This window comes from Ruegeria sp. HKCCA0235A, assembly GCF_013033235.1.
In the GTDB taxonomy this organism is placed as follows: Bacteria; Pseudomonadota; Alphaproteobacteria; order Rhodobacterales; family Rhodobacteraceae; genus Ruegeria.
Map to the genome: position 1 here is coordinate 786,331 of NZ_WQDQ01000001.1, position 22,199 is coordinate 808,529.

The 22,199-nt window shown below is 59.4% G+C and carries 18 protein-coding genes; 5 read left to right on the top strand and 13 right to left on the bottom strand.

Annotated elements, in window-relative coordinates:
* Window positions 1-36 precede the first annotated feature (36 nt).
* Genes der through GOW56_RS03950 form a run of 3 tightly spaced genes read right to left on the bottom strand, consistent with a single transcriptional unit; the run spans window position 37 to window position 3,588 of the window.
* Window positions 37-1,500 (bottom strand): ribosome biogenesis GTPase Der, encoded by a 1,464-nt coding sequence (der, locus tag GOW56_RS03940; RefSeq protein ID WP_171167550.1) that lies wholly within the window; start codon window positions 1,498-1,500, stop codon window positions 37-39.
* A 49-nt stretch (window positions 1,501-1,549) separates the two neighbouring features.
* The gene (locus GOW56_RS03945; protein WP_171167548.1) at window positions 1,550-2,872 is read right to left on the bottom strand and encodes a PQQ-like beta-propeller repeat protein; all 1,323 of its coding nucleotides are present in this window, start codon (window positions 2,870-2,872) and stop codon (window positions 1,550-1,552) included.
* Window positions 2,873-2,916: 44 nt separating this feature from the next.
* A complete protein-coding gene (locus tag GOW56_RS03950) occupies window positions 2,917-3,588 on the bottom strand; it encodes a hypothetical protein (RefSeq protein WP_171115289.1) in 672 nt (223 codons plus the stop codon).
* A gap of 225 nt (window positions 3,589-3,813) precedes the next feature.
* Here GOW56_RS03950 and GOW56_RS03955 point away from each other — a divergent pair, with 225 nt between their 5' ends.
* The gene (locus GOW56_RS03955) at window positions 3,814-5,040 is read left to right on the top strand and encodes an efflux RND transporter periplasmic adaptor subunit (RefSeq protein WP_171167544.1); all 1,227 of its coding nucleotides are present in this window, start codon (window positions 3,814-3,816) and stop codon (window positions 5,038-5,040) included.
* The gene (locus GOW56_RS03960) at window positions 5,037-8,825 is read left to right on the top strand and encodes an efflux RND transporter permease subunit (RefSeq protein WP_171204995.1); all 3,789 of its coding nucleotides are present in this window, start codon (window positions 5,037-5,039) and stop codon (window positions 8,823-8,825) included. Before GOW56_RS03955 ends, GOW56_RS03960 begins: the two co-directional genes overlap by 4 nt.
* A 44-nt stretch (window positions 8,826-8,869) precedes the next feature.
* Here GOW56_RS03960 and GOW56_RS03965 read toward each other — a convergent pair whose 3' ends face one another.
* The 3 genes from GOW56_RS03965 to GOW56_RS03975 all read right to left on the bottom strand — a co-directional run bounded on the left by GOW56_RS03965 (window position 8,870) and on the right by GOW56_RS03975 (window position 12,581).
* Entirely contained in the window at window positions 8,870-9,268 is a 399-nt protein-coding gene (locus tag GOW56_RS03965; RefSeq protein ID WP_171115282.1) for a DUF2147 domain-containing protein, read from the bottom strand.
* A gap of 57 nt (window positions 9,269-9,325) precedes the next feature.
* Entirely contained in the window at window positions 9,326-11,131 is a 1,806-nt protein-coding gene (locus tag GOW56_RS03970; protein WP_171204996.1) for an ABC transporter ATP-binding protein/permease, read from the bottom strand.
* Between the two features lie 76 nt (window positions 11,132-11,207).
* Window positions 11,208-12,581 carry a LysM peptidoglycan-binding domain-containing protein gene (locus GOW56_RS03975; RefSeq protein ID WP_171204997.1) on the bottom strand — a complete coding sequence of 458 codons (1,374 nt, stop codon included), beginning with the start codon at window positions 12,579-12,581 and terminating at the stop codon, window positions 11,208-11,210.
* A gap of 127 nt (window positions 12,582-12,708) precedes the next feature.
* On the opposite strand from GOW56_RS03975, the gene GOW56_RS03980 reads away from it, so the two are divergent.
* A complete protein-coding gene (locus GOW56_RS03980) occupies window positions 12,709-13,260 on the top strand; it encodes a TIGR00730 family Rossman fold protein (RefSeq protein WP_152458382.1) in 552 nt (183 codons plus the stop codon).
* A 43-nt stretch (window positions 13,261-13,303) separates the two neighbouring features.
* Here GOW56_RS03980 and GOW56_RS03985 read toward each other — a convergent pair whose 3' ends face one another.
* The 3 genes from GOW56_RS03985 to GOW56_RS03995 form a co-directional block, all read right to left on the bottom strand.
* Window positions 13,304-13,765 carry a host attachment protein gene (locus tag GOW56_RS03985; protein ID WP_171204998.1) on the bottom strand — a complete coding sequence of 154 codons (462 nt, stop codon included), beginning with the start codon at window positions 13,763-13,765 and terminating at the stop codon, window positions 13,304-13,306.
* A 218-nt stretch (window positions 13,766-13,983) separates the two neighbouring features.
* Window positions 13,984-14,862, bottom strand: a complete 879-nt coding sequence (locus GOW56_RS03990) for a metallophosphoesterase (RefSeq protein WP_171204999.1) — start codon at window positions 14,860-14,862, stop codon at window positions 13,984-13,986.
* Window positions 14,863-14,866: 4 nt separating this feature from the next.
* Entirely contained in the window at window positions 14,867-15,466 is a 600-nt protein-coding gene (locus tag GOW56_RS03995) for a superoxide dismutase (RefSeq protein ID WP_171205000.1), read from the bottom strand.
* Between the two features lie 100 nt (window positions 15,467-15,566).
* Here GOW56_RS03995 and GOW56_RS04000 point away from each other — a divergent pair, with 100 nt between their 5' ends.
* Together GOW56_RS04000 and GOW56_RS04005 are read left to right on the top strand one after the other, a co-directional pair.
* On the top strand, window positions 15,567-16,328 hold the full coding sequence (locus tag GOW56_RS04000; protein ID WP_171205038.1) for an FkbM family methyltransferase: 762 nt from the start codon (window positions 15,567-15,569) through the stop codon (window positions 16,326-16,328).
* 102 nt (window positions 16,329-16,430) lie between these two features.
* The gene (locus GOW56_RS04005) at window positions 16,431-16,823 is read left to right on the top strand and encodes a hypothetical protein (RefSeq protein ID WP_171205001.1); all 393 of its coding nucleotides are present in this window, start codon (window positions 16,431-16,433) and stop codon (window positions 16,821-16,823) included.
* 33 nt (window positions 16,824-16,856) lie between these two features.
* On the opposite strand, the gene GOW56_RS04010 is transcribed toward GOW56_RS04005, so the two are convergent.
* The 4 genes from GOW56_RS04010 to GOW56_RS04025 form a co-directional block, all read right to left on the bottom strand.
* Complete coding sequence (locus GOW56_RS04010) at window positions 16,857-17,423, bottom strand: sarcosine oxidase subunit gamma (protein WP_171167529.1); 567 nt, start codon at window positions 17,421-17,423, stop codon at window positions 16,857-16,859.
* Window positions 17,416-20,430: a sarcosine oxidase subunit alpha family protein gene (locus GOW56_RS04015; protein ID WP_171205002.1), complete on the bottom strand. Its 3,015-nt coding sequence runs from the start codon at window positions 20,428-20,430 to the stop codon at window positions 17,416-17,418. Before GOW56_RS04015 ends, GOW56_RS04010 begins: the two co-directional genes overlap by 8 nt.
* A 67-nt stretch (window positions 20,431-20,497) precedes the next feature.
* Window positions 20,498-20,827 carry a sarcosine oxidase subunit delta gene (locus GOW56_RS04020; protein ID WP_171205003.1) on the bottom strand — a complete coding sequence of 110 codons (330 nt, stop codon included), beginning with the start codon at window positions 20,825-20,827 and terminating at the stop codon, window positions 20,498-20,500.
* Window positions 20,828-20,902: 75 nt separating this feature from the next.
* Window positions 20,903-22,147, bottom strand: coding sequence for a sarcosine oxidase subunit beta family protein (locus GOW56_RS04025; protein WP_171205004.1), 1,245 nt, complete (start codon window positions 22,145-22,147; stop codon window positions 20,903-20,905).
* Window positions 22,148-22,199 lie beyond the last annotated feature (52 nt).

Consider the following 22,199-nt stretch of genomic DNA (forward strand, 5'->3'; position numbering starts at 1 on the left):
GCCTGTGTCATCAAAGCCCTGAGTCCGGTGCGCAGCTTACCCGCGCCCCTTTAGATGCTTGGCCAATGCGCCCGCGTTTTTCTTGCGTCGACCCTTGTAGGGGTTCTTGTCCCCTTGCCCGCGCAGCGTCAGGCGGATCGGTGTTCCGGGCATGTCGAAATCCTGCCGTAAACCGTTCACCAAATAACGGGTATAGCTTTCAGGCATTTTGTCGGGATGCGAACACATCACCACAAACCCCGGAGGTCGGGTCTTGGCCTGCGTCATGTAGCGCAGTTTGATCCGGCGTCCCTGTGGGGCTGGCGGCGGGTGTTGTTCCAGCATCGCGGTCAGCCAGCGATTCAAGGCGGCAGTCGGCACCCGGCGGTTCCAGACGTCATGGGCGCGCAGGATCGCGGCGCGCAAACGCTCCAGTCCCCGGCCCGTCTTGGCGGAAACCGTGATCAGCGGCGCGCCGCGAAGTTGCGGCAGCAGACGGTCAAACGACTCCTTCAACTCGCGCAGCTTTTCCTGCTTGTTGTCTTCTATGTCCCACTTGTTGACGGCGACGACAACGGCCCGGCCTTCGCGCTCGGCCAAATCGGCAATCCGCAGATCCTGCTGTTCAAACGGGATCGCGGCGTCCAGCAACACAACGACGACCTCGGCAAATTTTACCGCGCGCAGGCCGTCGGACACGGAAAGCTTTTCCAGCTTTTCCTGTACTTTTGCTTTCTTGCGCATCCCTGCGGTGTCAAAGATCCGCATCGGCGTGCTTTGGCCGTCCGGGTCAGCCCAGTCGATTCGCAAACTGATTGCGTCACGCGTGATCCCGGCTTCTGGCCCAGTCAACAGACGGTCTTCGCCGATGATCTTGTTGATCAAGGTGGATTTGCCCGCATTCGGACGCCCCACCACCGCAACCTGCAAGGGCTTGGCCGCGGTGATCAGCGGCGTCTCACCCTCACCGTCTTCGTCCAGTTCAATGTCCGTTTGCGGGGCTTCCTCGACCTGTTTTTCCTCTGCCGCATCCGCCAGAGGCATCAGCTGCGCATAGAGGTCCGTCATCCCTTCACCGTGTTCGCCCGACAAGCGGACCGGTTCACCCAGACCAAGGTTGTAAGCCTCCAGAACACCCGCATCCGCAGCATTGCCTTCGGCCTTGTTGGCCGCAAGGATCACGTGCTTGGACCGTTTGCGCAGGATCTCTGCGAACATTTCATCCGTTGGTGTCACACCGACGCGCGCGTCGATCATGAACAGGCAAACATCAGCCATGTCCACGGCACGTTCCGTCAGACGGCGCATCCGCCCCTGAAGGCTGTCATCCGTTGCGTCCTCAAGACCCGCCGTATCAATCACTGTAAAGCGCAGATCGCCCAGACGCCCTTCGCCTTCGCGCAGGTCACGCGTCACGCCGGGCTGGTCGTCGACAAGGGCCAGACGTTTGCCCACAAGGCGGTTGAACAGGGTGGATTTGCCCACATTCGGGCGCCCCACGATGGCGAGGGTCAGCGACATGATACTCAACTTTCAAGACTCAAGAAGCGCCCTTTAGCGCATCTTGCCGTCAACGGAAAGCGTGTAGATCCCCCTTGGAGGAAACGACATACAGCGTTTGCCCGGCGACAACCGGAGCCGTAGTTGCACCTCCGGGAACTTCGACCTGGTGAACCAGTGCCCCGTTAACCGGATTGAAGAAGCGCAGATAACCATCATTGGATGCAATCACAATACGGCCTCCGGCCAGGATCGGACCGTAATGTGCAAAGATCGGTCCACGGCGGCCTCGCTTGTCCTTGACAAAGCTTGGCAGATCCTGCGCCCAGATGACCGAGCCATCGGCCGCATTCAAGCGCACCAGCTGACTGCGGTCACTGATCAGGAAGATGCTGTTGCCTGCGGGCCAGACAGTATCAACCGCTCCTTCATCGGCGGTCCAGCGGCGTTCACCGGTGGCAGCGTCAAAGGCAACGGTCCGGCCAGAATGGTTGCCGATATAGATTGTGTTTCCGACAACCATCGGACTGCCGGTCACGTCAACGATCTGCGCAGCGGCCCGTCCCCGCCGCCCGCCTGCGACGGACGCATTCCAGCGACGGATGCCCCCACGGCGGAAGGTGGCCGCAACATCGCCGGACCCGAATGCAAACACAGCCAGGTCCGAGGCAATCACCGGTGCCGGTGCGCCCAGAACGTTGCCGACGCTGGGCGTGCCTTCGATTTGCCAGGCGATACGCCCATCCTTGGTGTTGATGGTCCACCCGGTTTCGTCCCCCGCAACCAGGTACAACAACCCGTCATTGACCATCGGAGAGCCGCTTCCGGTTGCGTCCAATCGCTTCTGCCACCGCACGGCGCCCGTTTTTGCATCCAATGCGGTCAGTCGCCCGAACCCGGAGGACACATAGAGAACGCCGTTCGAATACGCCATGCCGCCACCGGTGGCGTCTGCATCACCGTCGCTTGGCGGAACCAGATCGGTATCCCAGGCCAACTGGCCCTGCGGCGTGACCGCTGACACCGTCGCCCCCGCATCCAGCGTATAGATCAACCCGCCCGCAACCACCGGTTCGGCGGTGATACGTTGCTTGCGCGAGTCGCCCTGCCCGATCGACACAGACCAGACCCGCTGTGGCGTGCCACGCAGTGCTGCGTTCGAGGTTCGGTAAGCAGCCGTACCAGGGCTTTGCGGCCAGCTGGCATTCGCTTTTTGAGCTGGCAGGCTGATGGGCTGAGAGCCGCTTTTTTCCACTGTTTCCAGATCAGACGCCGGACGGATGTCTTCACGTTCTCCGGGCAAAATCGCTTCGGGAGGTTCACAGGCGGTCAATGCGGTCAAAGCCAGTGCCGCAACCGGCAATCCCGCGCGGGAAATTAGTCTTGTTACCATGGTGTTCCGAACTCGCCTGTCATTAAGTCTTTTGTCCCGCCTGGTCAGCCCTGTTGCGCCACCAATGGCTCGGGTTCGCCGCCCAACGCAACTATCAGCTGGGCCGCACGCTGTTGCAGATCAATACCGACCTCGGCGTCCTGACGCAGCGCCTGCAAGCGGTCCAGTGCCGCATCGACATTGCCCTCGGACACGTCGATCAGGGCCAGTTGCTCTTCGGCCAGCAGTCGAAGGGGCGCACCCGGCGCTGCCAGCGCTTCGAACTGCTGCCGACGGTCGGCGGCGGGCAAGGTGTCGCTTTGCAACAAAAGCGCCTTGAAGCTTGCGATCGCACGATAGATCTCGGGCAAATCCCCCTGCACGGCAACCGCGTTCAGACTGTTGACCGCCTCTTCGCGCGATCCCGCTTCAAGCTGGGACGCAGACAGCAGCATGTTCAGAACAGCATTCCCGCCCGGCGACTGCGCCTCGATTTCCCGCAAACCGGCTGCCCGTGCATCAGAATCGTTTTCCGACAGGGCCGCAAGAATCGAGTCACCCAGATCCTGCGCCTGCGCCGTATCGCGGGATTTGCGGTATTCATTGAACGCCGCCCCGCCAACAATCAGCGCGACCGCCGCCACACCAACCCAGCCCCAACGGCGCAGCAGCAGATACATCCGGTCACGGCGTACCTCTTCCGTGACCTCATCAATGAAACTGTCGGTGTCGCTCATTCCTGCCCCCTGGGCTGTGTGTCTTGTATAAGTGCGCCATGTCATACCCCGGCACCAACGCCAAGCCAAGGGTCCGATTTTGCGCATTTTCACCGCTTGGCTTCTCTCTTGCGAAAAAAACTAAACCGAACTATTCAGTTTAGTGTAGAAATTACACAGCCGACGCCCCATTTCATACCAAGACGGCCCGCTTTCGTTGGCACCGAATTCTAGGAGAAACACTGAATGCGTTTGATTTCTTTCATCAACGCCCTTCTGGTTATTATTGCGTTGTATTTTCTTGTTTTTGAGCGCGACTCTTTGTTTGCTTTCGCCGGGCGTGGCGAAGCGGAAGAAGCGGCGCAGACCGAAGCCGCCGAATCCGACGAGACCGATATTGATGCCGTTGGCGTGGTCGCCCTGCGTTCGCAGGCGCGCGAAATTGACAGTGCGGTTCTGCTGCGAGGACAAACCAAGGCGAACCGGCAGGTCGAGGTTCTGTCTGAAACCACGTCCACGGTCATCTCGGAACCCAAGCGCAAAGGTGCCTTTGTCGAGGCCGGGGATGTTCTGTGTGAACTCGACCCCGGCACGCGCCCAGCGCAACTGGCCGAGGCGCTGGCCGGAAAACTCGAAGCCGAAAGCCGCATTCCCGAGGCTGAAGCCCGCTTGCAAGAGGCGCATGCCCGTGTGGCCGAGGCCGAAATCAATCTGACGGCTTCGCGCAAACTGGCGGAAACCGGGTTTGCTTCGGAAACCCGCCGGATTTCCAGCGAGGCTGCGATGAGCGCCGCCAAAGCAGGTGTAAAATCCGCCGAAGCCGAGCTGGAGGCGACCCGGGCCGGAATCGAAGCCGCCGCAGCGGCTGTCGAAGCCGCGCAGCGAGAGGTTGGCCGCCTGACCATCAAAGCCCCATTCAAGGGTCTGCTGGAAAGCGACACCGCCGAATTGGGCAGCCTGATGCAGCCCGGGTCCCTGTGCGCGACTGTAATTCAGCTCGATCCGATCAAACTGGTCGGGTATGTTCCGGAAACCGAGGTCAACCGTGTTCAGGTGGGGTCCGAGGCGTCGGCAACACTGGTCACCGGTCGGCAGCTTGGCGGCCGTGTCACCTTTCTTAGCCGCTCGGCGGATGAGACAACACGCACCTTCGAAGTTGAAATCACGGTTCCGAACCCGGATCTGACCATTCGCGACGGTCAGACCGCGACCATTCGCATCGCGGCAGAGGGCACCAAGGCGCACCTGCTGCCTCAATCCGCACTGACCCTGAGCAACGAAGGTCAATTGGGTGTCCGTACGGTCGGTACCGGCAATGTCGTCGATTTCATGCCCGTCCGCATTCTGCGTGACACGACAGAGGGCGTGTGGATCGACGGCCTTCCCGAAACGACGGATATTATTGTTGTCGGTCAGGAATTCGTGACACGCGGTGTAACTGTTGCGCCGACCTATCGGGAAGCATCCCAATGACCGGCGTTGTCGCATGGGCTGCTGATCGGGCCCGAATGGTATTGGCATTTATCGCCATCTCGCTCGTTATAGGCGGGTTTGCCTATGTCTCGCTTCCAAAAGAAGGCGAGCCAGATATCGAAATCCCCGCCCTGTTTGTATCAGTGCAGTTTCCCGGGATTTCCGCGGAGGATTCTGAAAACCTGCTGATCAAGCCGATGGAGACCGAACTGGCGGATCTCGACGGGCTCAAGGAAATGACCTCGACCGCTGCCGAAAACTATGCAGGGGTCGCGCTCGAATTTGACTTCGGTTGGGATAAAACCGCGATCATGGCGGATGTGCGTGACGCGATGAACACAGCTCAAGCGGACTTCCCCGAAGGCGCAGAACAGTATTCCCTGACCGAGATCAACTTTTCCGAATTCCCAATCGTCATCGTGAACCTGACCGGTTCCGTTCCCGAACGTACGATGGCCCGTGTCGCCAAGGATCTGCAGGACGATCTTGAGGCTCTGGATTCCGTTCTCGAAGCCGGCATCGCAGGCAATCGCGACGAGATGCTCGAGGTCGTGATCGACCCGCTTCGGCTCGAGGCGTACAACGTGACGGCGGACGAGCTGATCAACGTGGTGCGAAACAACAACCAGTTGATTGCGGCCGGTGAAGTTGAAACCGCGCAAGGCACCTTCTCGGTCAAGATACCGTCGTCGTTTAAAACCGCACAGGATGTTTACGGCCTGCCCATCAAGGTCAACGGGGATCGGGTCGTAACCTTGGGGGAACTGGCGCAGATCAATTACACTTTTGAAGACCGTGAAGGCACGGCCCGTTTCAACGGTGAATCGACCGTTGCGCTGCAGGTGGTCAAACGCAAGGGATTTAACCTGATCGACACTGTCGCTCAGGTGAAGGAGACCATCGCCCATGCAAAGACCAAATGGCCGCCCGAGCTTCAGGCGGCGGTTGACCTGGGTACATCGAACGACCAGAGCCGCATCGTCGGCTCGATGGTCAGCCAGCTTGAAGGCTCGGTTCTGACTGCAATCGCGCTGGTGATGATCGTGGTTCTTGCCTCGCTGGGCACGCGGGCCGCCCTGCTGGTCGGATTTGCGATCCCGACCTCGTTCCTGCTGTGTTTTGCGTTTCTTGCCGTCATGGGCATCAGCATTTCCAACATCGTGATGTTCGGCCTCATCCTCGCTGTGGGGATGCTGGTGGATGGCGCCATCGTGGTTGTGGAATACGCCGACAAACGTATCAAGGAAGGCGTCGGCCCGATGCATGCTTATGTCGAGGCCGCCCAGCGCATGTTCTGGCCCATCGTGTCCTCGACCGCGACGACGCTCTGTGCGTTCCTGCCCATGTTGTTCTGGCCCGGTATTCCTGGTGAGTTCATGGGAATGCTGCCGGTCACGCTGATCTTCGTTCTGTCGGCTTCACTGATCGTGGCGCTGATCTATCTGCCTGTCATGGGCGGTGTTTCCGGTCGGCTAAGCCGCATCTTCGACCGGTCCTCGACCTGGTTGCGGGCCCGCACGCCATGGTGGGTACGGGTGTTGATGGTGCCGCCGTCGCTGTACATGATCTTTCTGGGCGCGATGCAGGTCCTGAACCCAAACTACCTGCTGCCCGGTGGCTCGATCGCTGGCGCACTGTTGTTCCTGTTCGGGGCGTTTGCCGGGTCCGTAACCCTGAGCGCGGCGAAAATTGAACGCGGCGAAGAGGACCATGTTCACACTGCATACGAACACACTCCGTTTGGCCATGTGATCCGGTTCCTGGTCGGCAACCCGATCATGCCTATTGTCTCTCTGTTGGTCGTTTTCTCTGCGGTGTATTTCGTGACATTCGTCTGGTTCCCCCAGGAATCCCGTGGCGTTGAATTCTTCGTGGAAAGCGAACCTGAACAGGCCACCGCATATGTGCGTGCCCGCGGGAACCTGTCCTTGGCGGAAAAAGACGCGATGGTTCTTCAGGCCGAAGAGATCATCGGATCTCATCCCGCGGTCATAAATGTCTTTGCCTTTGCCGGCGAAGGTGGCCTGAACCAGAATAACGGTGGCGCTCAGGCGCCGGCCGATACAGTGGGCCGGGTTCAGTTCGAAATCATCCCGTGGGAAGATCGTCCCAACATCTCGGAATCCGCTCTGTGGGGCCTGTTCGAGCGGCACTTCGTGGCGCCCGAATATGACGGCGACTTCGTGATTGATGAACTGAATGCCCAACTTGCAACGATCCCCGGTACCATCGTCGAGATTCTGCCCTTGGAGCAAGGCCCTGCTTCAGCCAAACCTGTGCATCTGCGCATCAAGGGTGACGGGTGGGAAGACCTGACCTCGGCAGCGATCACCGCCCGCGAGGTTTTCGACACCACGCCGGGCCTGATCAAGACCGAAGACACCCTGCCCCTGCCCGGCATCGACTGGCAGATTGACGTGGATGTCGCCAAGGCCGGTCGGTTCGGAGCCGACGTGGCAACCGTCGGCGCCATGGTCCAGTTGGTCACGCGCGGCATATTGCTGGGCGAGATGCGCCCGGACAGCAATGACGAAGAGATCGAAATTCGCGTTCGCCTGCCCGAAGAAGACCGCGTTTTGTCGACACTGGATACACTCAAGGTTCGTACCCCGGACGGTTTGGTGCCGTTGTCGAACTTCGTAACGCGCAAACCCGTGGCCAAGCTGGCCGAAATCAACCGCGTCGACCAGCAGCGATACTACGACGTCAAAGCGGATGTCGAACCGGGGCTGAGCAAGGTCGTGACCGAAGGCCCCGATGGAAAACAGGTGCGGCTGGCCGTCATGCGTGAAGTGACGGAAGGCTACACACCGAACGGCACCGTTCTGAATGGTACGGGTGGAAAGTCATATGAACTGGTGCAACTGACCGGCGCAGAAAGTGTCGACCAGCTGCGCAGCGCAATCGAAGACGGGGACGCTCAGTTTGCGCTGATCAACCCGAACGAACGTATTGCGGTGCTGACGGAGTGGCTGGAAACCGGCCCGTTTGCCAACGCGATCAGCTGGGAATGGACCGGTGATCAGGAAGAACAGGAAGAATCCGGCGCCTTCCTGGTGAACGCGTTCATGGGCGCCCTGGGGCTGATGTTCGTGATCCTGCTGGCGCAGTTCAACTCGTTCTACAATTCGGTGCTCGTGCTGCTGGCAGTGGTTCTGTCCACCACCGGGGTTCTGATCGGCATGATCGTGATGGAACAGCCCTTCTCGATCATCATGACCGGGACCGGCATCGTGGCCCTGGCCGGTATCGTGGTGAACAACAATATCGTTCTGATCGACACCTATCAGGAATACAGCAGCTATATGCCGAGGATCGAGGCGATCATCCGCACTGCGGAGTCCCGTATCCGCCCTGTGCTGCTGACCACGCTGACAACGATGGCCGGTCTGACGCCGATGATGTTCGGCCTATCGCTGGACTTCATCAATGGCGGCTATTCCATCGACAGCCCCACCGCACTGTGGTGGAAACAGCTGGCCACGGCGGTGGTGTTTGGCCTGGGCATTGCAACTGTCCTGACGCTGATCGTGACGCCATCGCTTCTGGCCTTGCGGGTCTGGGTGACAACCTATGCGATTTGGCTCAGCCGAGTTCTGGCCCGTGTAACGGCAGGCCGGTCCAGCCAGATCGCGCAGGACATGGCGATAGGGCGCTCTGCCCGGCAGATGCAGGCCACTGAAATTGTGTGGGAGGACGACTCGCGTTTTGAAGGATCAGAACAGGACAGTCGATCAGATCAGTCTGGTCGCCCCTCTGGCCCGCCGCTGAAAGCTGCTGAATAAAGGAAGAGGACCGGTTTTCCCGGTCCTTTTTCATTTGGCCATCATCACAACCGGGACCACGTCTGATGCGCGCAAATCGCATGTTCGCATCCTTTGACCAGCAGCTTGTCCCCCTGCAACGTCATCTGTGGCACCGCATCCACGTTGATCAGCGGGACCCAGAATTCGCCGCCGCCGTATTTTCCACCGCCTTCACCGACCACGTCCCAGAACAGTTTTTTGCCGATATTCGGTGTTTGGACTTCCTTGCCTGAAGCGTCATAGGCCGAAAGGATCCGACCGCAGAACTTATCTCCACACGCCGTGATTTTGATGTGCGAAATCAGGTTCTTGCGATCAGGTTCAGTCTTCCAGACACCCACGATGGGATCGGCCGCCACAATGACGGGCAGACAAATCGCGATCACAATAGACGATAGTCGTGATTTCAGTCGCTTCATCATGACAGGCACCCTCCTGGTTTGGTGTATTCTACCCTGTTTCGCTCCAAGTTTGGAACTTCAGGCCGCCTCCCCGTCCGATTGCTGCCGGTTCCACAATTGGGCATACCGCCCCGACCGCGCCAGCAACTCGTCATGCGTGCCCTGTTCGATAACCTCGCCCGCTTCCAGAACCACGATCCGGTCCGCTTCGGCAATGGTGCTGAGGCGATGGGCAATGGTGATAACCGTACGACCCTCTCCTGCGCGCGCCAGCGCATCCTTGATGTCCTGCTCGGTATCGGTGTCCAGGGCCGAGGTCGCCTCGTCCAGCAACAGGATCGGCGGGTTCTTGAGCAAAGTCCGCGCGATGCCGACTCTTTGTTTTTCACCACCTGACAGTTTGAGCCCCCGTTCACCGACCATAGTGTCGTAGCCTTCGGGCAGCGAGGTGATGAAATCGTGAATTTGCGCAGCTCGGGCGGCGGCCTCGACCTCCTCCGGGGTGGCGTCGTCACGGCCATAGGCAATGTTGTACCGGATGCTGTCGTTGAACAGTACTGTGTCCTGCGGCACAACGCCGATGGCCGCGTGCAGGCTGGACTGCGTCACATCCCGCACATCCTGCCCGTCGATCTTCAAGGCTCCTTTGGTCACATCGTAGAACCGGAACAGCAGCCGCCCGATGGTTGATTTGCCAGACCCGGTTGCCCCGACGATGGCCACGGTCTGCCCGGCAGGAACGGTCAACGAAACACCTTTGAGGATCTCCCTCTCAGGGTCATAGCCGAAATGCACGTCGTCCAGCGTGACTTCGCCGCCATTTACCTTGAGGTTGGGCGCACAGGGTTTGTCGGTGACTTCGGCGGGCTGTTCCAGCAGATCGAACATCTGACCCATATCGACCAACGACTGCCGGATTTCCCGATAGACCGTCCCCAGAAAGTTCAGCGGTACGGTGATCTGGATCATGTAAGCGTTGACCATGACGAAATCGCCCACTGTCAGGTTCCCGCTCTGAACCCCGATTGCAGCCAGAACCATCACACCGATCAGACCACAGGTGATCAGGAATGACTGGCCAAAATTCAGAAATGCCAGCGAATAAGCCGTTTTCAACGCCGCCCCGGCATAGGCCTTCATCGACACATCATATCGTTCAGCTTCGCGGGCTTCTGCATTGAAATACTTGACGGTTTCGAAATTCAGCAGGCTGTCGATGGCGCGCTGATTGGCTTCGGTGTCCTGATCGTTCATCTCGCGCCGAAGCTTCACCCGCCATTCGGTCACGGCAAATGTAAACCAGATATACAGGCCGATTGTGACGGCGACGACCACCAGATACCAGACATCGAACAGCCACATCAGGATGATCGCCACCAGCAGCAGTTCCAGGATCAGCGGCCCGATCGAGAACAGCAGAAAGCGCAACAGGAACTCGACGCCCTTGACACCCCGTTCGATGATGCGGCTCAGCCCCCCGGTACGGCGGGACACGTGGTAACGCATCGAAAGGTTGTGAATATGCCGAAAGGTCTCGAGCGCCAACGCCCGCAGAGCCCTTTGCCCCACGGGCGCAAAGGCCGCGTCCCGCAGTTGTTGGAAACCCACGGTCAGCATCCGCGCCACGCCATAGGCGACCGTCAGCCCGACCGCGCCCAGCGCCACCGGCGGCACGCCTTCACCTGCCAGGGCGTCAACGGCACCTTTGTAAAGGATCGGCGTATAGACCGCGATCAGCTTGGCCAGAACCAGCATGACCATGGCAATCACCACGCGGCGCTTTACCCATGGCTCATCCTGTGGCCATAGATAGGGTGCCACTTTGCGGATCGTGCGCCAGCCCGAGCTTCGTTCGTCGCGCGGCGCCGTATCGTCCGGGGTCATAGTAGGTGTTCGTCTCATCACGTACCTTAACTGCGGTCAGAGATTGACCCCGGCCCGCTTGGGCCAAAGGCGATGCTTATTCAGGTATGGTGAAGACCTGCCCCGGATAGATCAGATCCGGATCGCGGATCAGGTCGCGATTGGCCTCGAACAGCCGTACATACAGGACCCCGTCGCCAAACCGGTCGCGCGAGATGGCCCACAGCGTGTCGCCCCGTTGAACCGTAACCGAACGGATTGCAGCTGCTTCGCCCTGCGCGTTGGCCTGGCTGGCCGCCACGGCGGCATCCAGCACTTCAACCGGCTCTCGCTTGAACGGCGTTTCGACCCGGCTCAGCACCGTCCCGTCCGTATTCACCGCGTCCACGCGCAGCGTGTAGACACCCGGATCAATCCCCTCCAGATCGCTGCGCCAGGATCCATCCTCTTTCGGGTCGAGATCGGCAACCAGACGATTGTTCAGGTACAGTCGAACGGCTGCACCGTCCTGCACACGTCCTGTCAACTGAACATTGCCGGTATCAGAATATCCGATGGTATCCAGTGCGATCTGATCGGGGGGCGTATCCCGCACCACAGGCGGCTGCACCAGTTCAACCCCTTCTTCGCCGGACCGCAGCACCGCAATCTGCTGATCCCGTTCGGGTGTCTGTGTCGGCAAGTCGGCGGTTTGCGTTTCCTCGGCTTCCGGCACTGTGCTTTCGGTTCCGGTCACGTCAGCTTCTGGCGCTGGAACTTCGGTCGTCGTTTCGGGCTCGACATCTGCATCGGCCGTCGCGATCGTGGCGTCTTTGGCATCGGCCGGCGTGTCCGGATCGGATGCCGGCGATTCTTCAGGTACAGGCGCTTCTTCGACCGGCTTTGGCAAAGCCGCAATAAGATAGTCGTCGGACTGTGTGATCCGTTCGCCATCCTTGCTTTGCAGGACCAACCCCTGAGCCGCGTCGCTGAACGGGATCGAAACGAATTCGGCAAACTGGCCGCTGCCGTCCACGGTAAAGCTGTGCAGGGGTTCGCCGTTCAGCAGCACCTCGATCCGGCTGCCGGGTTCGGCATCGCCGGACAACAGCGCCGTGCCATCTGGCTCAACAAAAATCTGATCCAGCGCCGGAGGGACCGCTGGCTGGGGTGCAGTATCATCCGTCTTGGCAACGGCAGTATCTGCGTCAGAGGCGTCGGCCGTTTCACTTGTGTCCTCGGCCGGCTCGGTCGTGGGCCCTTCATCCACAGGAGCCGCCTGCTCAGCCACTTCCGGTTTCGAAACCTGCGCATCCTGCCCTACAGGTTCCGGGGCTACGGCAGAGGCGGTTTCCTGCGGAGTGCTCGGCTCGGGCGTTTTGGTGAAGACGCTGGACAGATACAATCCACCCGCGCCCAATATCGCAACAAGACCCGCAATCACCCCCCAGATGAAATTGCCCGAGCTTCCGTTTCCCGATTTGGCGTCCATTATTTTCCTTTCACTCCGACGGGCAAAAGCTTTGCGTTGAAAAGCTTTCCGACGGACAGTTGAGCCAATCTATCAATCCCGCTATCACGGGTCAAAACCCCTGACACAACCCCGGAGCCCCCCTTTGATGTCTCAGAAATCAGTCTGTGTGTACTGCGGGTCACGCAATGGAGCCGAGAAGGCTTATTCTGAAACTGCACGGCAGTTCGGCAGCCTGCTGGCGCAGGAAGGCTGGCGGCTGGTCTACGGAGCCGGAGATGTCGGTTTGATGGGTGAAGTGGCCCGCGCCGCGCAGAATGCCGGTGGTGAAACTTTCGGCGTCATTCCGGTGCATCTGGTCAAGCGCGAGGTCGGAAAAACGGATCTGACCCACTTCGTGATCACCGAGACAATGCACGAGCGCAAGAAGGTCATGATCATGAACGCCGACGCCGTCGTGGTTCTGCCGGGCGGTCCGGGGTCGCTGGACGAGCTGTTCGAAGCGCTGACATGGCGCCAGCTTGGCCTGCATGACAAGCCAATCGTCGTGGTCAACGTGAACGGCTATTGGGACGCGTTGCACACATTGTTGGATCAGGTGATCGGGCAAGGCTTTGCCGACACGTCTTTGGCGGATTTCATCACCTGGGTTGAAGACGCCGATACAGCCATGATCGCCCTGCGGAACAAGCTGACTTGAGGATGGGAAACCGTGCGGGCGGTCGAACCGCCCGCCGTATTGATCAGGCCAGTTTGGCTTTGGGTTGCAGACTGTGGCGCACCACCTGTTCGACCTTGTGCAAAGGATGATTGGTCAGGGTCTTGTTGACCTCGGCCACGACCTTTCCCAGAACCTCGCTGTGCAACCGACGCCGCAACAGGCCCAGAACATGAGGGCTGGCCACCAGAACCAGCCTGTCATAGGCGCCTTTCAGCCCCTTGCGATTCAACAGGTTCGCCAGATCCTGCACGAACAGAGATTTTGCGTGCGCCTTCCACGTGGGTTCTTCAATTGCCGATTTCTGTTTTGGTCCGCCGTCGTTGCGACGACCTGCGCGGTCCGTCGGTTTTCCGGTCGGGCCGTCTTGTTCTTCGACAGCGACGACGACAAGGTTGGGATCGTCGGCGTCGGTGATATTCTCCATCACCAGCGCTTTCTCTCCATCTGCAACAATAACCCAAGTTCCCTGTGTAAGTGCGACCATTGCGATCTCCTGATTAGGTTGTGTTCTGGGTATCCCTCGACCTGCCGGACATGCGGGGTTGTTGACGCACGAACAGTGCGCAGCCCGATCATGGTTTGAATTGATATGCAGTTTCTCCCTCCGCCCTACAGAGATGTGTACTGGAAAACAGCAAACAAGATACCGTCATGCGGAAAGGGCGCGTATCGGCGGGTTTTCACCGGCTGGTCATCAACCCTTTAGGCGGACATCTCGACAACCGTGATTTCGGGCGTCACGCCCAGACGAACCGGCAGGATCGAACAGCCGATACCGCCCGAAACGACCAGATCGCGCCCATCTTCGCGTACATGGCCATAGGCATAGCGATTGCCGAATTTCGATGGCACCACAGGCGACCAGCCGAACAGGCGCACCTGGCCACCATGTGTGTGCCCTGAAAGCGTCAAGGCCACCCGCCCGGGCACAGTGGGAAACACATCGGGCTCATGCGCCATCATCACAACCGGAGCGTCATCGGTGATCTGCGCCAGAGTACCTTCCAAATCGTCCAATCCTTGCGGCTTGCCGTTGCGCCAGATCGCCAGCTGATCCTCGAGCCCGGCCAGCCAGATGCCATGAGCTTCGAGTTTGATCGCGGCATTGGACAACACCGAAATGCCGTTCTGTTCCAGAATTTCGGCATAGCGATTGGGCCCGGACCCGCGCCGCTGAGCCGACCTGTCATCCCACCAGTCGTGATTGCCCAGAACGGCAAAGACACCATTCTTCGCCTCAAGCCCAGCAAGCACAGGGGCCAGGTCCTGCATCTTGACCGTGTCCGAGACACCTTTGTGGCTTGCAAAGAAATCACCCAACAGCAGGATCACGTCCGGAGCCAGCGCATTGGTTCTGCGGACCACCTGCTTTACGCGGTTCAGGCCGACATAGGGCTCGCCCACATGCATATCGGACAGTACGGCGATTCTGAGCGGCGGCGCTGTCCAGTCGTCCCGCTGAATGCGCCATTTGCGCACGCGCAACCGAACCGCGGGTTCAATGATGAACCCGTAGGCGGCCGTAACAAGGCCTGCCAGCGTCACCGCCAGCAGGCCCTTTATGAACCGACGTCGGTTCAATACGTTACATCCGCGATGCGACGTTTTCCCAGTTCACCAGATTGTCGAGGAAGTTCGACAGGTAGGCCGGGCGCTTGTTGCGGAAATCGATGTAGTAGGAGTGCTCCCAAACGTCGCAACCCAGCAGCGCGGTTTGACCAAAGCACAGTGGGTTCACGCCATTCTCGGTCTTGGTGACGGCCAGCGAGCCATCGGCGTTCTTGACCAGCCACGCCCAGCCTGAACCGAACTGACCCGCACCGGCGGCACTGAATTGCGACTTGAATTCATCTACCGAACCGAAGTTCTCGACCAGAGCCTTTTCCAGCTCGCCCGGCATGGCGATGTCGCCCGGCCCCATCATTTCCCAGAACTGGTTGTGGTTCCACAACTGGCTGATGTTGTTGAAGATACCGTTTTGTGCCACGGCGTTTGCGTCGTAAGTACCAACGATGATCTCTTCCAGCGACTTGCCGTCCCATTCGGTGCCGGCGATCAGCTTGTTGCCGTTGTCGACATAGGCCTTGTGGTGCAGGTCGTGGTGATATTCCAACGTTTCCGCGGACATACCCTTGGCTGCCAGCGCGTCATGTGCATAAGGAAGATCAGGAAGTTCAAAAGCCATGTCGGCCCCCTGTTTAAATGTAAGTTGCGGTTCCCAAGGTTAAATGCTTTGGCAGCCGCCGCAGGTCAAGGGGCGTGACAAGAAAACCCGGAGGCAGGCGATGCTGACACAGGCGCGCAAGATGTTCTATCGCGCCCGCGGATATTATGCGGGCAATCTGAACGGCGAGCCGTTTCGTCTGGACCCGTACCATTCGAAATTCTGGCGCAAAGCCGCTGCGGGCGCTTGGGAACCTGAAACATTTGCAGTTCTTGACCGGTTCCTGTCTCCGCAAAGCGACTATCTGGACATCGGCGCGTGGATTGGCCCGACGGTGCTGTACGGTGCGCGAAGGGCACGGCATGTCTGGTGTTTTGAGCCTGACCCGACCGCGTTTCGGCATCTGGCATGGAATCTTGATCTGAACGGCATTCAGAACGTTTCGGCATTCGGGGTCGCCCTGTCAGATCGATTTGGCGTGGCACGCATGGCCTCTGTGCGCGGTGAACCCGGGGATTCCACCAGTTCGCTTCTGCACGACGGGGCGCATGGGTCTGACACGCTGACGATCGCCTGGGACCAATTCGAAAAAACAAACGACCTGTCACGGGTTTCGCTGGTCAAAATGGACATCGAGGGTGCGGAATTCATTGTTGCCCCCACTTTGTCCGCATGGCTGAAGAAACGCCGCCCCGCCCTTCTTCTGTCTCTTCATGCGCCTCTGCTTCCGGAAGACCAGAGGCACGAACGTGTCACCGCGTTGATGGATGAACTGGGTTATTACGCAAAGCTGTCGGATGACAAGGCGCAGCCTGTAAAGACTTCGGACTTGCTGACCGAAGACGGCCTGAACCGTTTTCACACCGTTCTCTTGCATGGGTAGAACGTCTGGCGTTTTTTTCTTCGTTCACGCGAGGTCCCGCTTGCGGCATTGAGGTGTATCAGTTTGAGTGCACTTACAAAGAATCATACCCAAGTGGATAAAATGAAAAGACTTTTACCGATTGCAGTCGCCGCATTGCTTGCACAAACCGCTGCGGCAGAAACGGTTACCTATCATTGCAAGATGACCAAACAGGACGCCCATGGCTGGATTGCGCCAGAGTATGCGTTCCGGATCGACCCCGCCGCATCTTCGGCGATGGCCGCAACGTCGTATCAGGATTGGGCCAAGGCAAAATTCAAAGACCGCGGCGCCAAGGGATATCGTATTATCTGGAACCTCGATCAAAAAATGGTTGCCGGCGGCAATGTCCGCGTTCGATATCAGGCGAACCTGAAAACAACCGACAATACGGTCGCCGTCCGCATGGCATTCGTTCAGGGAAATTTCGCGAACAAACCTTTCGGAGTCGGGACCTGTTCGACAGTCAAGTAAGAAAAAGCCCCGGATGAACCGGGGCTTTTTTGTTCAGTAGACCCCGACTTCACTGCCGGGCTGTGCTGCCACCTTGAGCAGTTTGAACACGTAATCCGCAGCGGAACGGAAGCAGACCACGCGGAAGGTCTGTTCATCATCCATCCAGAAAGCACCGGCCACCTGCGCCAGACGCGTGCGGCGGATCTGGCCGGGCAGGAATGCATCCGCCGACAGATCGACAGGTGCGACCTTGCCCAGTACCTCTCTTGCGCTGGCACCAGAGACGCTGAAGACGGCGCGGGCATCCGAGACATTGACCGCCAAAGCATGGGTCCCACTCAGGGCACCGACCATGTCGGCCAGTTTGGCTTCGACCTCGGCATAAGGCACCAGAACCAGCAACTCGTCTGTCGACATCCAAGCCACGCCGGTATCGCCAGTCACAAGCACCTGGCGCTGACCCGGCACTTTCTGACCGGTTGCATCCTTGACGGCCTTGGCCAGCACCTTGTCGGACAGGTCGCCGCGCAGGGTTATCATGCCTTGCAGGCCGCATTCCTGGACCTTGGCGATGCCGTCATAGCTGGCGTGGTTCAATGCGCTGATGGGTTCAGACATTCTGCTTCTCCCCGTCCTTGTCATAAAAGATCGGGTCCACGATCTTGGCTTTGTAGGTTTTGCCGTCCGTGCCCGGGAACTCGACGATCTCGCCCATGCGGTCGGGGCCGTTTTTGATCAGCCCCATGGCGATGCCTTTGCCCAGATTGGCAGAGTAATATGTCGACGTCACACGGCCGATCATGTTGCGCTGACCGTTGGCATTGACGCCCTCGCCCACCGCGTAAGCACCATCCGGCAGAACCGATCCGTCCACAGTCTCGAGACCGACCAGTTTCCAGCGTTCGGGATCCGCCATGTGGCTGCGGGAATGAGCGCGTTTGCCCAGATAATCCTCTTTCTTCTTGGACAGCGCCCAGTGCAGCCCCAGATCCTGCGGGATCACGGTGCCGTCGGTCTCGTCCCCGATCATGATAAAGCCCTTCTCGGCCCGCAGGATGTGCAGACATTCGGTTCCGTAAGGCATCACGCCGAACTCTTTGCCTGCCTCCATCAAGGCATCCCAGAACGCCTGACCCTGGCTGGCGGGAACAGCGATTTCATAAGAGAGCTCGCCCGAGAACGAAATGCGGTAGGCCCGGCAATCGAAGCCTCCGATCTTGCCATCGCGCCATTCCATGAAGGGCAGCGCCTCTTTGCTGACATCCATGCCGCCCAGCTTTTCAAGCACCTTGCGGGCGTTTGGGCCGACTACGGCGACCTGCGCGTATTGCTCGGTCACGTTGGCGACATAGACTTTCCAGTCCCACCATTCGGTCTGAAGCCATTCTTCCATGTGACCATGGATACGCTCGGCCCCGCCGGTGGTGGTGTGGCACAGCCATGTGTCCTCGTCGATGCGGGCGACAACGCCGTCGTCGATCAGGAAGCCGTTTTCCGAACACATCAGGCCATAGCGGCATTTGCCGACCTTCAGCGTGGACATCATGTTGGTGTACATCATGTCCAGGAACTTGCCGGCATCCGGGCCTTTGACGATCAGTTTTCCCAGCGTCGAGGCATCCAGCAGGCCAAGGTTCTCGCGGGTGTTCTTGACCTCTCGATTGACCGCGTCATGCACGGATTCACCGGGGCGGACATAGGCATAGGCCCGGCGCCAGTGACCGACCGGCTCCCAGTCGGCGCCGTTCCTGTCGTGCCAGTTGTGCATCGGTGTCCGACGGATCGGCTGAAAGACCTCACCCCGGGCCTCACCGCCGATCGCACCCATCGAGATAGGCGTATAGGGCGGGCGGAAGGTGGTTGTGCCAACTTTGGGAATCTCGGATTCCAGCGCATCAGCAAGGATCGCCAATCCGTTGATGTTGCTCAACTTACCCTGATCGGTCGCCATGCCCAGCGTGGTATAGCGCTTGGTGTGTTCGACGCTTTCATACCCTTCGCGCGCGGCCAGTTGGACGTCAGAAACCTTGACGTCGTTCTGGAAATCCAGCCAGGATTTCATGCGCAATTGGACTTCTGCATTTGCCGGCATCAGCCAGACTGCTTCCATCGGCGCTTCGGCGGTTGTTTCCCCTGCGGGCGCCTTGGTGTTCTTGGGCTTGAAGCCAGCCGCCTTGGCGGCCGCCTTACCGGCCGCATGGGCGTCTGTCAGAACATCTTGCAACGCCAGAGGACCGTTGGACGCGCCAGCAGCAACAACGAACCCTTTGCCGTCGGCCCCCAGCGGCGGACGCTGAGGATCCGGCCGGAAATGCGCGTTCGCCTCATCCCAGATCAGCTTGCCCCCGCAATGGGACCACATGTGCACGACCGGAGACCAGCCGCCGGACATGGAGACTGCATCCGCCTCAACCTCTTCACGCGCGCCACCAACGCCTTCCTGGTTGCAGATGGCGACTTTCTTGACGCGCTTGCCGCCCTTGACCTTGGCAATGGCCTTGCCCGGATCAACGCGGATACCCAACTGGCGAGCTTCCTCTGCCAAAGGTCCGGCCGTTGCGCGTGCGTCAACAATGCGCAAAACATCCACACCTGCCTGTTTCAGGATAATCGCGGTGCGGTAAGCGTCATCATTGTTGGTGGCGACGATGACCCGATCGCCCGGAGTAACCCCCCAGTTCACGACATAGTCGCGCATGGCCGATGCCAGCATCACACCCGGAACATCGTTGCCAGCAAAGGACAATGGTCTTTCAATTGCACCCGTTGCCGTCACAATTTGCTTGGCACGAATGCGCCACAAGCGATGGCGCGGGCCTTGCACGCCCGGCGTGTGGTCGGTCAGACGTTCGTATCCCAACACATAACCATGGTCGTAAACACCCGCTCCCATGCAGCGCGTGCGCATGATGACGTTGTCCATTGTTTCGAGTTCGGAAACCAATTGTTCCACGAACTTATCCACAGGCTCTCCATCCACGGTGCCGCCGTCAACCGGAGCGCGACCGCCCCAATGCGCGGTCTGCTCGATCAGCAGGACCTTGGCACCGGATTGTGCCGCCGCCTTGGCCGCCTGCAAACCAGCCACACCGCCGCCGATCACCAGAACATCGGTAAAGGCGTAGAAGTGCTCATAAGTGTCGGCATCCCGGTTGTCTTTGTCAGGCGCCTTGCCCAACCCCGCCGACTGCCGGATGAACGGTTCGTAGACGTGTTTCCAGAAAGGTTTGGGGTGGATGAACGTCTTGTAGTAGAAGCCGGCCGGCAGAAACCGGGCAAAGGCCGTGTTCACCGCACCGATGTCATATTCAAGACTTGGCCAATGGTTCTGTGAAATCGCGGTCAAGCCGTTGAACACCTCGGTCGTCGTGGCACGCTGGTTCGGCTCGAACCGGTTGCCCTGCCCCAGGCCGACAAGCGCGTTTGGCTCTTCCGCGCCGCTGGCGACAACGCCGCGGGGACGGTGGTATTTGAACGACCGGCCAACCATCATCTGGTCATTGGCCAGCAGAGCCGAGGCAAGCGTATCCCCCTCATATGCCTGCATCGAGGTTCCGTTGAATGTGAATGTGACCTTTTTCGACCGGTCAATCAGCCGGCCTTGTTTTGCGAGACGGGTGCTCATTGTGCGGGCCTTTCGCATGTGGAGGCGTCAAAGCCTCCGGCGGGAGTATTTTTGAAAAGATGAAGCATCAAGAGAACTCTCTCCACGTCCAGCCGGGTCGTTTGGCAGTGATGGCATCCTTGATGTCTTGCGGCGGCTCGGTGACCTGCGCAGAATAGGTGCCGAACACATCGAGTGTCTGCGTGCAGCGCGCGGCGTGGAACCACTTGCCGCAGCCATTGGCGTGCCGCCAGCGCTCGAAATGAACACCTTTCGGGTTTTCACGCATGAACAGGTAGTCGTGGAATTCGTCATCGGACGAGCCCGGACCGAAACGCTTCAGATGCGCTTCGCCGCCGGCGGCCAATTCGGTTTCTTCGGCGTCTACGCCGCAATAGGGGCAATTCAGGATTAGCATGTTGTCATCCTTTTGGCGGTCGGTCGGCGCGGGGGCCGACCTGAATTCTGTTTTCTGGCACCTTCGGGAATCCCCCTAGTGCGCCACCCCGGCGGCTACGCTTTCGTCGATGAAGCGGCCTTCTTTGAAGCGGTCCATCGAGAAGGCTTCGGTCAGCGGTGAATGGCCTGTCGCCATCAGCTGCGCCATCCCCCAGCCGGAACCCGGAATCGCCTTGAAGCCACCGGTGCCCCAGCCGCCGTTGATAAAGCAGCCCTGCAACGGTGTTTTCGACAGGATGGGCGAGCGGTCACCGGTCATGTCCACGATCCCGCCCCACTGGCGCAGCATCTTCAGGCGCGAAATCATCGGGAAGGTTTCGACCAGCGCCCGCACTGTTTCCTCGATATGATGGAAAGACCCGCGCTGCGTGAAGTTGTTGAACCCGTCGGTGCCACCGCCGATCACCATTTCGCCCTTGTCGGATTGCGACATGTAGCCGTGCACGGTGTTGGCCATCACGACCACATCCATGCAGGGTTTGATGGGCTCGGACACCAGCGCCTGCAAAGCAACGGCTTCCAGCGGCAGGCGGAAGCCCGCCATCTCGGCCAACTGACCCGAATGGCCCGCGACGACGATGCCCAGCTTGTCACAATCGATGGCACCCTTGGTGGTATCGACCCCGACAACGCGACCGTTGTCCGAGCGCACACCGGTGACTTCGCATTGCTGGATGATATCCATCCCCATCGCCGAACAGGCACGCGCATAGCCCCACGCCACCGCATCATGGCGCGCAGTGCCCCCGCGTTCCTGCCAAAGGCCGCCCAGAACCGGATACCGGGGGCCGTCCAGATTGATGATTGGCACCAGTTGCTTGACGCGCTCGGGGCCGATCCATTCCGTCTTGACACCTTGCAGCGCGTTGGCATGGGCCGTGCGCTGGTAGCCGCGGATCTCGTGCTGGGTCTGCGCCAGCATGATGACACCGCGCGGGCTGAACATGATGTTGTAGTTCAGTTCCTGGCTCAGGTCCTCGTAAAGGCTGCGCGCTTTCTCGTAGATCGCCGCAGACGGGTCTTGCAGATAGTTCGAACGGATGATCGTCGTGTTGCGACCAGTATTGCCGCCGCCCAGCCAGCCTTTTTCGATAACCGCGACATTCTGGATGCCATAGTTCTTGCCAAGGTAATACGCGGTCGCCAGACCATGACCGCCAGCACCAACGATGATGACGTCATAGCGCTTCTTGGGTTCGGGTGAGCGCCAGGCGCGCTCCCATCCGGTGTGATAGCGCAGAGCTTCCCGCGCCACAGCAAAGGCTGAATAGTGTTTCATGTGCGAATCCATCCGGTTCGGTGATTGGGCGCAGATATGCCGTGTGACGGCA